General features: G+C 45.5%; 12 protein-coding genes and 1 tRNA gene. 12 read left to right on the plus strand and 1 reads right to left on the minus strand.

Annotated features, from left to right (window positions below; translation table 11 throughout):
• The first annotated feature begins 1 nt into the window (after position 1).
• From OL444_RS09290 to OL444_RS09305, 4 genes are all read left to right on the plus strand, one after another.
• Complete coding sequence (locus OL444_RS09290; protein WP_264733494.1) at positions 2 to 1066, plus strand: M20 family metallo-hydrolase; 1065 nt, start codon at positions 2 to 4, stop codon at positions 1064 to 1066.
• A gap of 1 nt (position 1067) precedes the next feature.
• Complete coding sequence (locus OL444_RS09295) at positions 1068 to 1649, plus strand: GNAT family N-acetyltransferase (protein WP_264733493.1); 582 nt, start codon at positions 1068 to 1070, stop codon at positions 1647 to 1649.
• A gap of 20 nt (positions 1650 to 1669) precedes the next feature.
• A complete protein-coding gene (gene argH / locus OL444_RS09300) occupies positions 1670 to 3004 on the plus strand; it encodes an argininosuccinate lyase (RefSeq protein WP_264733492.1) in 1335 nt (444 codons plus the stop codon).
• A gap of 94 nt (positions 3005 to 3098) precedes the next feature.
• Complete coding sequence (locus tag OL444_RS09305; protein WP_264733491.1) at positions 3099 to 4556, plus strand: S41 family peptidase; 1458 nt, start codon at positions 3099 to 3101, stop codon at positions 4554 to 4556.
• Here OL444_RS09305 and OL444_RS09310 read toward each other — a convergent pair.
• Positions 4553 to 6931, minus strand: coding sequence for a TonB-dependent receptor (locus OL444_RS09310; RefSeq protein WP_264733490.1), 2379 nt, complete (start codon positions 6929 to 6931; stop codon positions 4553 to 4555). The genes OL444_RS09305 and OL444_RS09310 overlap by 4 nt on opposite strands.
• A gap of 237 nt (positions 6932 to 7168) precedes the next feature.
• Here OL444_RS09310 and OL444_RS09315 point away from each other — a divergent pair, with 237 nt between their 5' ends.
• The 8 genes from OL444_RS09315 (at position 7169) to OL444_RS09350 (ending at position 13219) form a co-directional block, all read left to right on the plus strand.
• The gene (locus tag OL444_RS09315) at positions 7169 to 7579 is read left to right on the plus strand and encodes a single-stranded DNA-binding protein (RefSeq protein ID WP_264733489.1); all 411 of its coding nucleotides are present in this window, start codon (positions 7169 to 7171) and stop codon (positions 7577 to 7579) included.
• 110 nt (positions 7580 to 7689) lie between these two features.
• Positions 7690 to 7761, plus strand: a tRNA-Met gene (locus tag OL444_RS09320).
• A gap of 113 nt (positions 7762 to 7874) precedes the next feature.
• Positions 7875 to 8744: a GTPase Era gene (era, locus tag OL444_RS09325; protein ID WP_264733488.1), complete on the plus strand. Its 870-nt coding sequence runs from the start codon at positions 7875 to 7877 to the stop codon at positions 8742 to 8744.
• A gap of 155 nt (positions 8745 to 8899) precedes the next feature.
• Positions 8900 to 10213 carry a ribosome biogenesis GTPase Der gene (gene der / locus OL444_RS09330; RefSeq protein ID WP_264733487.1) on the plus strand — a complete coding sequence of 438 codons (1314 nt, stop codon included), beginning with the start codon at positions 8900 to 8902 and terminating at the stop codon, positions 10211 to 10213.
• 349 nt (positions 10214 to 10562) lie between these two features.
• On the plus strand, positions 10563 to 11204 hold the full coding sequence (locus OL444_RS09335) for a class I SAM-dependent methyltransferase (RefSeq protein WP_264733486.1): 642 nt from the start codon (positions 10563 to 10565) through the stop codon (positions 11202 to 11204).
• Positions 11205 to 11582: 378 nt separating this feature from the next.
• Positions 11583 to 12047, plus strand: a complete 465-nt coding sequence (locus tag OL444_RS09340) for a mobile mystery protein A (protein WP_264733485.1) — start codon at positions 11583 to 11585, stop codon at positions 12045 to 12047.
• A complete protein-coding gene (locus OL444_RS09345; protein WP_264733484.1) occupies positions 12038 to 12640 on the plus strand; it encodes a mobile mystery protein B in 603 nt (200 codons plus the stop codon). The genes OL444_RS09340 and OL444_RS09345 overlap by 10 nt, the downstream gene beginning before the upstream one ends.
• A 351-nt stretch (positions 12641 to 12991) precedes the next feature.
• Positions 12992 to 13219, plus strand: coding sequence for a hypothetical protein (locus tag OL444_RS09350; protein WP_264733483.1), 228 nt, complete (start codon positions 12992 to 12994; stop codon positions 13217 to 13219).
• Positions 13220 to 13319: the final 100 nt, after the last annotated feature.

Raw genomic sequence — 13319 nt, forward strand, 5'->3', positions numbered from 1 at the left:
AATGTGGAATGAAAAATTATATGGTGTGGCTGTCGCTTTGCTGAAGCAGATGATTGCTACCCCATCATTAAGCCGCGAAGAAGAAGGCACTGCACAGCTGATCAGTGAATTTCTGACGGCAATGGATATTCCGCACGAGCGGCACCTGCACAATATCTGGGCTTTCAATAAACACTACGACCCTGCCAAACCCAACATCCTGCTTAATTCCCATCATGATACGGTAAAGCCCAATCCGCAGTATACCCGCGATCCTTTCCGCCCGGATGTGGAAGATGGTAAACTGTTTGGCCTGGGCAGCAATGATGCCGGTGGCTGTCTGGTGAGCCTGATTGCTACTTTCCTGCATTTCTATCAGCGTGAAGATCTGGCGTACAATATTATTTTAAGCGCTACTGCCGAAGAAGAAATCAGCGGCGCCAATGGTGTGGAAAGCATTTTGGCTAAACTGCCGGTCATTGATTTTGCCATTGTGGGAGAGCCCACGCAAACCCAGCTGGCAATTGCAGAGAAAGGGTTGATGGTGCTGGATTGTGTGAGCATCGGAAAGGCAGGACATGCCGCGCGGGAAGAAGGCGAAAATGCCTTGTATAAAGCATTGCCGGACCTGAACTGGTTTAAGGATTATCGCTTCCCGAAAGTGTCGGAAACCCTGGGCCCGGTGAAGATGAGTGTTACTGCCATACAAACTTCCAACAAAGCGCATAACGTAGTGCCGGCAGACTGTTCTTTTACAGTAGATGTACGTGCTACGGACCAATATACCCTGGAGGAACTGCTGGAGATTATCCGTGCGCACGTGTCCTGTGAGGTAAAGCCTCGTTCCATGCGTATGCGGCCTTCCTTTATTCCGCTGGATCATCCGTTTGTACAGGCGGGTATTGCTGCCGGTAAAACCTGGTACGGCTCACCGACTACTTCTGATCAGGCGCTGATTCCGGCTACCTCCGTGAAAATGGGACCAGGCGATAGTGCCCGTTCGCATACGGCAGATGAATATATTTATCTGGAAGAAATCAAAGCCGGTATCGATAGTTATATTAACTTACTTGAAAGGATCATGTGAGATGAATTTTTTTCCTGTTATAGAAAATAAACGGGTGCTGCTGGAACCTTTGCAGCCGGCACACCTGGAGGCATTGTTGCCCATCGCATTGCAACCGGCGCTTTGGACAGTCGGTGCGCTGCATATCGACAGCCGGGCCGGCCTGGAGCAATATATCGCCAATGCACTGGCAGAAAGAACGGCACAGACGTCTATTCCTTTTGTGGTAACAGATAAAAAGGAACAACGCATTGCAGGGTGTACCCGTTACAGCGGTATCGCTTTGGCGCATAAACGCAGCGAAATCGGCTATACTTGGATAGATACTGCTTTACAGGGTTCCGGATTAAATAAGGCGATGAAGTTTGCCATGCTGCAATATGCTTTTGAAGTGATGGATCTCAACCGTATTGAATTCAAAACAGATGAGCTGAATACCCAGTCGCGCAATGCGATTCTGAGCATCGGCTGTACGCAGGAAGGTATTTTGCGTCATCATATGATTACCAGCAAGGGAAGGGTACGTAATACGGTTTATTTCAGTATGCTGAAAGAAGAGTGGCCCGAGGTGAAACAACGGGTGTTTGGCAAATACGATTTTTAGTTTTTCGAAATAAGATATTTATGAAACTGTGGCAAAAAGATAAAGCATCCCTGGCGGCGGTAGAGCAGTTTACCGTTGGTAAAGACCGGGAAATGGATACTTTCCTGGCGCCTTTCGATGTGCTGGGATCTATGGCGCATATCACCATGCTGGAAAGCATTGGTTTGCTCGGTGCCGAAGAGTTGACTATCCTGAAACAGGAGCTACGTAATATCTACCAGGATATAGAAGCCGGCAACTTTAAGCTGGAGGCAGATGTGGAGGATATTCATTCCCAGGTGGAATTATTGCTTACCCGCCGTTTGGGGGAAGTGGGCAAAAAAATCCATAGCGGCCGTTCCCGTAATGATCAGGTGCTGGTAGATCTGAAGTTGTTCCTGCGACACGAACTACAGGTGATGGTGGAAGAAGTGCTGGCTTTATTCCGCTTGCTGCAGCAACAAAGCGAAGCCTATAAAAATCACCTCATCCCTGGCTATACACACCTGCAGATTGCCATGCCTTCCTCCTTCGGACTTTGGTTTGGGGCTTATGCAGAAAGCCTGGTAGATGATCTTACCTTATTACAGGGCGCCTACAAGGTGGTGAATAAAAATCCGCTGGGTTCTGCTGCCGGCTATGGTTCTTCGTTCCCCCTTGACCGTGAGCTGACCACAGCGTTGCTGGGTTTCGATTCCCTGAACTACAACGTGGTGTATGCACAGATGGGCAGAGGTAAAACAGAAAAAGTGGTAGCCTTTGCCTTATCCGGTATTGCAGCTACCATTGCCAAAATGGCGATGGACGCCTGTTTGTTCATGAACCAGAATTTTGGTTTCATCAGTTTCCCGGATGAACTGACAACTGGTTCCAGCATCATGCCGCATAAGAAAAATCCGGATGTATGGGAGTTGATCCGTTCGCATGGTAACAAGCTGCAGGCGTTGCCGAATGAAATTGCCATGATGATCACCAACCTGCCATCGGGCTATCACCGCGATCTGCAACTGCTGAAAGAAAACCTGTTCCCGGCGTTTCAGACATTGAAAGACTGTATCCGCATGAGTCGTCTGATGCTGGAAAATATCCGTATCCGTGAGCATATCCTGGACGATGATAAATACCAGTACCTGTTTAGTGTGGAAGTCGTGAATAACCTGGTGTTACAGGGTACGCCTTTCCGCGAAGCCTATAAACAGGTAGGATTGGATATAGAACAAGGGGTATTTTCTCCGGCGAAAGAAGTGAATCATACCCATGCCGGCAGTATCGGTAACCTGTGTACCGCACAGATTGCGGCGCAGATGGATGCGGTTGTAGCAGGTTTTCCTTTTGACAAAGTAGACCAGGCACTGGAAAAGTTATTGCAACCATAAACAGTTTATACCTGCTATATATTACAGGCCTCCGGTTACCGGAGGCCTGTTTGTTTTCTGGATTTATTGTAAATTCCATCGGAGATTTTTTTATATGAAAAGATGGTTGATATGGTTATGTAGCTGCTGTTGGCCTGTTATTACGCAGGCACAGCTGGTATCTCCGGAGGAAGCCAGGCAGGATATGACCCAGTTGATACAAACGCTGAAAACGAGCCATCCTGCACTGTATCGCTTTACGCCCAAAGCAGTGCTGGACCGGAAATTCGACAGCCTTTTACAGCGATGTAATAAACCGATGCCGAAGCAGGCATTTTTACTGATGGTCACGGCTGCGGTGACGGCTGTCCGGGATGGGCATACGTTGTTATTGGCTGGCGGAGAAACAACTGCTGCTACCCGGTATGTACCTTTTGAGATCCGGCTGGTAGGAGGGAAGGCCTATGTGTTCAATAATTACAGCAATGATCCGGCTTTAAAGCCGGGTAGTGAAATCCTGGCGATCAATAAAGCTCCCATGCCGGGATTGGTGAACCGGATGCTGGCTACTTTTTCTGCAGATGGCTATAACCAGACCATTAAATCCTATTTGCTGGGACATTGGTTCCGGGAGCGCTACCAGGAGATGTTTGCCGCTGAAGATAGTATTACCTTACAGTTGCGAGGTTACCAGCAGACCAGCATTACCACGCTGCGGATTCCTTTGATGACGTTGCAACAGATGTCGTCGGCCTATCAGCTGCACCAGGATTATATTTACCGGGATGATCTGCCGGTAGGACAACCTTATATCAGCGTTTATAATCTGGACCACGACGCGCGGGTATTATCGATAAGGGGATTTACAGATGATTCCACCTTGTTTAACCATCAGTTGGATGAAATATTTACCCGGATACAACTGGACAATGTGAAAGAGCTTATTATAGACCTGCGCAGAAGTGATGGAGGTGCGCCGGATTATGCGGCGGACCTGTTTTGCCGGCTGGGTGATACGGCTTTTCCCCGGCTATATGAACGGGAAATGGCGGCCGCTGTATACCGTGATAGCCTGCCGTATAGGTCGCTGCTGCGGATTGCGCCCAATGGCAACTGCCTGATACAGGATACATTGCCGCGTTTTAGACACCATTACGGGCACGCCTATCTGAAATTAAAAGAACGTCCTTTTACCGGCAAAGTGCATGTGCTGATCAGTGGCGGTACCAATGCTGCCGGTGTGCAGTTTGCTGCTTTGGTAAAACACCGCAAACGCGGAATATTGTATGGTGAGGAAGCGGGTAGTTATTTACAGAGTTGTGTAGGAGAAGAAGGGAAAATATTGGTATTAAAGCATTCGGGGATAAGCATACATACACCGCTTTACCGGCTATGGTTTAATAATGGGAAGGGATACAACCGGAACCGTGAAGAAATATTACATCCGGATTATGCCGTGGCATTGGTTTTAAAGGAACTGATGGAAGGCACCGATACACAGCTGTCTTTCGTAAAGAAAAAAATATTGGCGGACCGGGCAAAGGCTGCTGCTGCCGGTCCGCCGGAAAATTAAAATCCGATAGTCAGGCCTGCAAAGAAATTGAAGCCGGCCATCGGCGTATAATAAGTATCGTAGTTAATACGGTTGCTGGCCGGATCGAAGGAGCGGTAAGCGCTGCCACCGGGTTCATATTTCCGGTCGAAAATATTGTTCAGCAGCAATTGTACACCCAGCTCGCGGAATAACGGTTGCGGTACTACGTAGTGAAACCGCAGGTTACTCACAAAATACGGATCCAGACTGGCGGCATCAGCAGAGGTATTGTCCAGGTACTGCCGGCTTACATATCTGCCCAGCAGGTCTATGGTAAGACCGCTGACAGGTTTGGCAGTTAACGTATATCCCCCTACGAAAGCCGGTGAATAAGAGATATTCGCTTTGTTATACCGGGTGGTATAGCTTTTTCCTGCCCCATCATAGGTAACGGCATCATAGTCGAGTACTTTGTTCTCGCTCAATGCTGCGTTGGCGGCAATAGTGAACACCGGGCTCAGTTTTACCTGTCCGCTTACTTCCACCCCCATACGGTAGCTTTTAGGAATGTTGGTGCGAACGAAGGCGCCTACATCCGTGAGCGCACCGGTTTGTACCAGCTGGTTTTTGTAATTCATATAGTAGATGTTACCCTGTATGGCTACTTTTCGGTTACTCCAGGAATAACCGGCTTCCACGTCGCGGAGTACTTCCGGTTTGGGTTCCGTAGCGCCATAGTTGGATTCAAAATCTACCCGGTTAGGTTCCTTGTTGGCCACAGCGATGGAGGCAAATACCCGGCTGGCCGGATTGATGGCGTAGGAGATCCCTGCTTTGGGATTGAAGAAGTGATAGGTCACATGCGGCATATAACGGGGGGCTTTTTCAAAGCCATCCATATTATATATCACATTACGGTATTGCAGATCAGCGAACAGACGGAGGGCTTCCGTGATCTTGTATTCCCCTTTCCAGTATACGTTGAAGTCATTTTTCTCTGCCGCATAGCGGTAGTATTCATGATCTTTGTTGATGCCTGTTTTGGCCCAGATAACAGTGCCATAATGATCGCCTTCATAGCGGTTCCAGCCGCCACCCAGGCTCCAGTTGAAGGTAGTGCCGGTACGGTTGACGGAGAAGATACCACCATAGAAATAATTGCTCAGCCACAGCTGCCGTACCAGATCAGTGGTATAGACGCCGGCGCCGTTGATTTCATACGGAGGAAGACCATAACTGCTAAGAGAATCGCTGCTTCTGTATTGCTCATAGTAACCGCGGCCGCGGGTCATATGCAGGGCTACGTTGAAGTTCAGGTTGGTATTGATTTCCTGGTTCAGGAACAGCTGGTAATGGTCTTGCTGGTAGTTATCGGTTTCATTGTTATAGGCGCTGTCGGTAGCGGCGTTGATGATACCGGCAGAATTGTAGGTTCTGCGGGTTTTCAGGTATGTGGCAGGTACGCCATTCCAGGCCTGGTAGGTTTTTTCCTTACCGGAAAATACATTGAGGCGGACCGCTGTTTTTTTGGAGATGTAGGCAGCGGACGTATAAAAGGAGCGGAGATCAGCCGTAGCGCGGTCTATGTAGCCATCAGACGATATTTTGGATAACCGGGCATCGATGGTGAAGTGATCGTTGATCAGGCCGGAACCGGCTTTCACCGTATGTTTCCAGCTGTTGAAAGAACCGTAGCTGTTGCTGATTTCACCGTAGGCTTTTTCGTTGAATTCGTTGGTGCTGAGGTTCAGCGTAGCGCCGAATGCGCCGGCACCGTTGGTGGAAGTACCTACGCCGCGTTGCAGCTCAATACTGTTCACGGAAGAGGCGAAGTCGGGCATATTGACAAAGAAGGTACCCTGCGATTCTGCATCATTTACCGGAATCCCGTTTACGGTTACGTTGATGCGGGTGAGGTCGGAGCCACGTACCCGCATGCCGGTGTAGCCGATGCCGGTACCTGCGTCGGAGGTGGTTACCACGCCGGGTTGCTGACCTAACAGCATCGGCAGGTCTTGCCCCAGGTTTTCTTTTTTAATCTCTTCTTTGGTGAGCGTGCTGTTCACGAACGGCGCATTTTTGCCTGCACGCAGACTGCTGATTTCTACGGGCTTTACAAAGAGGCCGGTTTCTTCCAGTACAATATCCAGCTGCTTGCTGGAGCCTGCCTGTACAGGGAGACTTACCGGTTTGAATCCGATGTAGCGGGCCAGTAAGGTATGGTTGCCTTTCTTTGGCAGCGTTATGCTGTAGTGGCCTTTGTTATCGGTGAGTACGCCGCTTTGCTGCAGGGTGATGGTCACTCCTTCCAGTGGCTGACCGTTGGCTTTATTGGTGACAGTGCCGGTAATAAGGGATTGGGCATGTAAAGTGCCTGCTATGCCTAGCAGCACTAAAAACAGTAATCGTTTCATTGAAATAAATATGTTTTCGTTCTCATATTCCTAACCAGCATTACCTGGTCAAGGTTCATTGGGTGTGATCTCAGCCTGATAAGTAAGGCACCCCATGTAGTGATTCTTTGCAAAGGTATACTTGTGGGAATGAAATGCGGAAATAATTTTTCCGGAAGATGTTTTTTGCGTAATTTCCGATAGTACTTCTCTTAGTCATCGTAAATAAATTTTTAACCTTTTAAATCTTTATTACTGATGATTAAACTTCAGTTAATCGGGCACCTTGGCCGGGACGTTGTTAAAAGAGAAATCAATGGTGTGACTGTTTTCAGCTTTCCGGTGGCAGTAAACGAGCGCTTCAAAAATGCGCTGGGTATATTGCAGGAGAGAACCACCTGGGTCGATTGTTCTTTATGGGACCGCGAAAACCTGGCACCTTATTTAAATCAGGGTGTGATGGTGTATGTAGAGGGTTCTCCGAGGGTGGAGGCGTATGTAAGCAATACGACCGGGGCTTTATCAGGTGCTTTGCGGTTACGGGTTTCCCAGTTACAGTTACTCAGCCGTAAAGACGAAGAAAAACGGAAAGCAGCAGTGGCAGAAGCACCGCTGGTACCAGAAACAGATCCCGTTGAGGAACAGCCCGCTGACGACCTTCCTTTCTGATGTTTACAAGCATTCCAATATGAAAGCCAACCGCTTATGGTTGGCTTTTTTCTGTTTTTTTAGAAAAAGATTTGGCAGTGTTTAAAATAATACTATCTTTGCACCCTCATTGCGAGGTAGAGCAGAGGTAGCTCGTCGGGCTCATAACCCGAAGGTCAGTGGTTCGAATCCGCTCCTCGCTACAAATACAGCGTCAAAAGCGCTTTAAAAAAACCAGGAGCCGAAGAAATTCGGCTCTTTTTATTTCCGTAAGTTTGAGTTGTGAATGCAACCATAGGAGGTCTCAATTATCATCATGCATAAAGCAGGTTTTGTAAATATTTTCGGTAAGCCCAATGCGGGTAAAAGCACATTGCTGAACGCTATTATCGGCGAAAAGCTGGCTATTATATCCCCCAAGGTGCAAACCACCCGGCATCGTATTACAGGGGTCCTGACGGAGCCGGGGTACCAGATTGTTTTTTCGGATACGCCTGGTATTATTGATCCGAAGTACAAACTGCACGAGAAAATGATGGGCGCCGTGAAATCGGCCCTGGAAGATGCAGATGTGGCATTGCTGATTATGGATGCCAAAGATTCGCTGGAAGAAAACCTGGAATTATTTGAGTCGCTGAAGCTGAAAGTACCTGTGATCCTCATTATCAACAAGATGGATAACATCCTGAAAGCGGATATGGAGACATTGGTAGCGCGTGCGGAAGCATGGGGCAAGGCGAAAGCAGTAGTGCCTGTTTCCGCAATGCAGAAAAAGGGACTGAAAGAGCTGATGGCGGCTATTGTAGCCTTATTGCCGGATGCCAATCCTTTTTATCCTGAAGATACCCTAACGGACAAGTCTACACGTTTTTTTGTAGCAGAAATTATCCGCGAGAAGATCTTCCAGTTATTTGAAGAAGAGATTCCTTATCATACCACCGTTATTGTAACACAGTTTCAGGAGAAACAAACCCTGACTAAAATAACGGCGGAAATCATTGTTACCCGGGAAACGCAGAAAGCGATTATCCTGGGCGAAAAAGGAAAATCCATCCGTGAAGTGGGTACATTGGCCCGTCAGGACATTGAGAAATTCATTGAACGGAAAACCTTCCTGGAGCTTTTTGTGAAAGTACGCGGCAAGTGGAGAGATAATGATCTCTATCTGAAAGAATACGGATATTAATATGCACTGCGCAGGGGGAATTATACATTAAAAACAAGGCTGTCCGGGAGTGTTGTCTTCCCAAAATCATTTTCTTTTTAATGTATACTGCTTTGTTTTAAATGCGTCATTCCTGCGCATCATTTTATAGATAGTAATACGAAATAGTAATAAACATGGCTGGATTTACAGTTGCTATAGTGGGCCGCCCGAATGTGGGCAAATCAACATTGTTCAATCGTTTGCTGGAACAACGCAAGGCGATTGTAGATGACGTGAGCGGTGTAACCCGCGATCGTCAGTATGGTGTTGCTGACTGGAATGGTAAAACATTCAACGTGATTGATACGGGTGGGTTTGTATCCAAAAGTGACGATGTATTTGAACGGGAAATCCGTAAACAGGCGAAAGTAGCCATTGAAGAAGCCAATGCCATCGTCTTTATGTGCGATGTAAGCACCGGTATTACTGATCTGGATTCGGATGTGGCAGACCTGCTGCGCCGTACTTCCAAACCGGTATATCTGGTTGTCAATAAAGTAGATAATCCGCAACGCCAGCTGGAAGCCACTGAGTTTTACAGCCTGGGCTTTGAACATGTACATTTCATTTCCTCTATGTCTGGCAGTGGTACCGGCGAATTGCTGGATGATCTGGTAGCGAACATTACCGAGGATATGGGAGATGCTACAGCAGAAACAGACGTGCCGAAGATTGCTATCATCGGACAGCCTAACGTAGGAAAATCTTCCCTGCTGAATGCGTTGATTGGTCAGGAAAGAAATATCGTATCTGATATTGCCGGTACTACCCGTGATACCATTCACACCCGGTATAACATGTACCAGAAAGATTTCCTGCTGATTGATACGGCTGGTATCAGACGTAAAGCGAAAGTACAGGAAGACCTGGAATTCTATTCCGTTATCCGTGCCATTAAGGCCGTAGATGAAGCGGATGTGGTGATGCTGTTGCTGGATGCCGAAAAAGGCGTGACCGGTCAGGACCTGAGCATATTCAGCCTGGCTGCACGTAAAGGAAAGGGTGTAGTGGTGCTGGTGAATAAGTGGGATGTAATGGATAAAGGAACCAACACCGCCCGTGATTATGAAAAGGAACTGAAAAAACGCCTGGCGCCATTTTCTGATGTGCCTGTGATCTTCACTTCCGTGATCGAAAAACAACGTATTTTCAAAGCGATTGAAGTAGCCCTGGAAGTATACGACAACCGTACCCGTAAGATACAGACCTCCAAGCTGAATGAGATTATGCTGAAAGCTATTGAAGCATACCATCCGCCAGTAGTAAGAGGTACGCCTATCCGTATTAAATACGTGACGCAGCTGCCAACGCATACGCCTGCATTTGCATTTTTCTGTAACCTGCCGGATGACGTGAAAACGCCTTACCGCAACTACCTGGAAAACCAGATACGCACAAACTTTAACTTTACCGGTGTGCCAGTGAAAATCTTCTTCCGTAAAAAATAATCAGCCCGTAAGAGCATGATTAAATTTTCAGGGGAAGGAAATCAGTGAAAAACGAATCGATCCATTAGTTTGAATTTTCGGGAAACATACTATGAGAGCGAAGTACAGGTTATTGACCGATTCGTAAGGGTAACGTGTGGGAAAAATATTATCAGAAAAAAGAACGTGTAAATATTACCTTCGAAGTGTATTAAGTGGAACCTTATGGAGCTGTAGGACGGAATGTCAATGGCGAAATTTAGGCAATGAATTCCCTTACTGACAGATCGTTTATTACTATTTCTGCATATGGAAAAGCGCTGGATTGATCGAAAAAGTGATGCGAATTGTTACTAATCACCCTCAATTTATGAAATCAGCAATCAAGAAAGTAATCAGAAACGTCAAAAAAGTAAGCGGATATTATACACTTCAGGAGATGTGGTCCAACCGAAAACTCAGGGACCGATTGAAGCATACTACGGATTGGAAGATGGTAGTAGGAGCGAGTGGCGTCTTTGAAAAGGGATGGATACCAACTGAAATGCATCAGTTTGATTTGTTGAATCCTGATAGCTGGAAGGTATATGTACCGAATGCGTCGATATCAGTAATTCTGGCGGAACATGTATGGGAGCACCTGAGCTATGATAATGGTTTGATAGCGGCGGTAACCTGTTATCAGTATCTTAAGCCGGGTGGTTATCTCCGTATAGCGGTTCCTGATGGATTTCATCCTGATCCCGGATATGTGAATCAGGTTAAGCCGGGCGGTACTGGCTGGGGAGCTGACGATCATAAGATGCTTTATAACTATACCATCCTTAGTAAACTGTTAAGTGAAGCTGGTTTTAAAGTGAAGTTGCTGGAATACTTTGATGAGAAGGGAGATTTTCATTTTAATGATTGGGATAGGAATGATGGAATGATACATAGATCCAAACGTTATGATGAACGGAACGAAGGGGGGAAGTTAAATTATACTTCTATTATTATAGATGCGGTTAAGTAGTTGCTATTTAATATATTTTGTATTGATAAATATGATATATATTCTAGCTGAGAATACATAGACAACTGGTCAAATCCGATAGCTGTTTTCAAAAATAGAGATCTTAAAAAATGGGGAAGGCGCCGTTACTGGCGCTATTCCCCATTTCTCATTCTGGCTGGTGCCAGACAATGGGCAACAAGAAGAGTATTTGCTTAAAATGTCGTCTAGGAATAACAGTATTTAAATGTTTTTAATGCTATAGGCTTAAAATTAATACTTATTATTAAGTCTATAGTATTAATAATAAAATTACTTTTTAATAGTATAGGTTTAATAATTTGCTATTGTTTAATACTAAAAGTTTAAATTTATAGTACTAAACCAATGAGGTAGCTTATGTCTTCAGGAAATAATTTGTTATTAATCAGGCAATTAGATGGCAAATTGCAAAAGATGATGCCTTTACAGAAAATAATGATCCCTAAAGAGGGATGGGTAAACATTATTCGTAAGACGTTGAATATGTCTTTAAGTCAGCTAGGTAAGCGCATGAATATAACCCCTCAAAGTGTACGAGCTCTTGAGTTACGAGAAAAAGAAGGCACGTTATCTTTAAAATCTCTAAAAGAGGCCGCCGAAGCATTAAACATGCGCCTGGTTTACGGTTTTGTCCCCAAAGAAGATTCATTGGAAAAAATGGTTGAACGTAAGGCCTATGAAATGGCTATGCAAATCGTAAAACGCACTTCTATTACAATGAAACTAGAAGATCAGGAAAATTCGCCAACAAGAATTAAACAGGCTATTAGCGAAATGGCTGACGAACTTAAAAGGGAAATGTCGAAAAAACTATGGGATTAGATATTCAATATGATGAAGGACAAACTCCACTTGACGAGGATGAAAAAGATGGGTTGAAAATTCTGAACATTACAACCCGTGGAGAATTAGATGAGTTGGAACAGCGTAATATTGAGGATGCTGTTCGCTGGACACTTTCTCGTCGTAAAAGATTCACGATGGCAGAGGTATTAACTGAGAAGTTTGTTCGCTTAGTTCATACTAAAATGCTGGGAGACGTGTGGGATTGGGCAGGAAGTTTCCGCAATTCTAATAAGAATATTGGTGTAGATAAATACCAGATAAGTATTGAGTTGAGGCAATTGCTGGATGATTGCAAGTATTGGATTGAGCATGGGACATTTTCACTGGATGAAATTGCAGTGAGGTTTAAACATCGCATTGTTTTTATCCATTGTTTTGCTAATGGGAATGGAAGGCATTCACGTTTGATGGCCGATATTTTAATTGAAGGAGTATTGGGCGGATATGTATTTACATGGGGCGCTGAAAATCTGGTGAATACAGGTGAATATCGTGCAGCGTATTTACGTGCCCTTCGTGAAGCTGATAGCGGAAAATTTGAGCTATTAATTCAATTTGCTCGATCATAAAAGGATATTTTCAATGTGATAGGAGAGGTGGATATTGCCTTTCTTGTTAAATTGTCATTTGGGTGAACTACTAAAAGCCTCCAAATCCCGGAAAAATTGTGTTAGATAATCCATTTTTTTCCCTACAGTCCCATTCATAAAGGGCATATCAGGCCTGGAAAACCTCCTCCGGCCACTCATCTGTCTCTGTATATTTTAAGCGCCTATTTAAGTTTTCAGGCGGCGCTATCAGCGAGAAACGAATCGATCTGTCAGTTTTAAACAAGCACTAACAAAGTATTTTTTTATAGATTTTGTATTCTAAAAAAAATCAATAACTTTGCGCCGGTTTTAAAAAATAAAACAACTAAAATGAAAAAAGTATTTGTATTCGCTATCGCTGCTGGTATGTTCTTCGTAGCTTGTAACGGTGGTAGCACTCCTGCTGCTGATTCTACTGCAACAACTACTGTTGACACTATGAACGCTGCTCCTGCTCAGGCTCCAGTTGATTCTGCTGCTCTGGCTCCAGTTGATTCTGCTGCTCAGGTAGCTGCTCCAGCTGCTGATTCTGCTGCTCCAGCTCCAGCTGCACACTAAGTAAGAGAATATTATTTCGGTAATATATCTTTCTTGCAAGAAATTAAAGAAGCCGTTCGCATAGCGAGCGGCTTTTTTAATGCAGTAAAGTGAACCCCTG

Source organism: Chitinophaga nivalis (genome assembly GCF_025989125.1).
Taxonomy (GTDB): domain Bacteria; phylum Bacteroidota; class Bacteroidia; order Chitinophagales; family Chitinophagaceae; genus Chitinophaga; species Chitinophaga nivalis.

Excerpts from the sequence above, each read along its gene's own strand:
- OL444_RS09305 (WP_264733491.1), top strand. The coding sequence starts at position 3,099 with ATGAAAAGATGGTTGATATGGTTATGTAGCTGCTGTTGGCCTGTTATT.
- OL444_RS09310 (WP_264733490.1), bottom strand. The coding sequence starts at position 6,931 with ATGAAACGATTACTGTTTTTAGTGCTGCTAGGCATAGCAGGCACTTTA.
- OL444_RS09340 (WP_264733485.1), top strand. The coding sequence starts at position 11,583 with ATGTCTTCAGGAAATAATTTGTTATTAATCAGGCAATTAGATGGCAAA.
- OL444_RS09335 (WP_264733486.1), top strand. The coding sequence starts at position 10,563 with ATGAAATCAGCAATCAAGAAAGTAATCAGAAACGTCAAAAAAGTAAGC.
- argH (WP_264733492.1), top strand. The coding sequence starts at position 1,670 with ATGAAACTGTGGCAAAAAGATAAAGCATCCCTGGCGGCGGTAGAGCAG.
- OL444_RS09315 (WP_264733489.1), top strand. The coding sequence starts at position 7,169 with ATGATTAAACTTCAGTTAATCGGGCACCTTGGCCGGGACGTTGTTAAA.
- der (WP_264733487.1), top strand. The coding sequence starts at position 8,900 with ATGGCTGGATTTACAGTTGCTATAGTGGGCCGCCCGAATGTGGGCAAA.
- OL444_RS09345 (WP_264733484.1), top strand. The coding sequence starts at position 12,038 with ATGGGATTAGATATTCAATATGATGAAGGACAAACTCCACTTGACGAG.
- era (WP_264733488.1), top strand. The coding sequence starts at position 7,875 with ATGCATAAAGCAGGTTTTGTAAATATTTTCGGTAAGCCCAATGCGGGT.
- OL444_RS09290 (WP_264733494.1), top strand. The coding sequence starts at position 2 with ATGTGGAATGAAAAATTATATGGTGTGGCTGTCGCTTTGCTGAAGCAG.
- OL444_RS09350 (WP_264733483.1), top strand. The coding sequence starts at position 12,992 with ATGAAAAAAGTATTTGTATTCGCTATCGCTGCTGGTATGTTCTTCGTA.
- OL444_RS09295 (WP_264733493.1), top strand. The coding sequence starts at position 1,068 with ATGAATTTTTTTCCTGTTATAGAAAATAAACGGGTGCTGCTGGAACCT.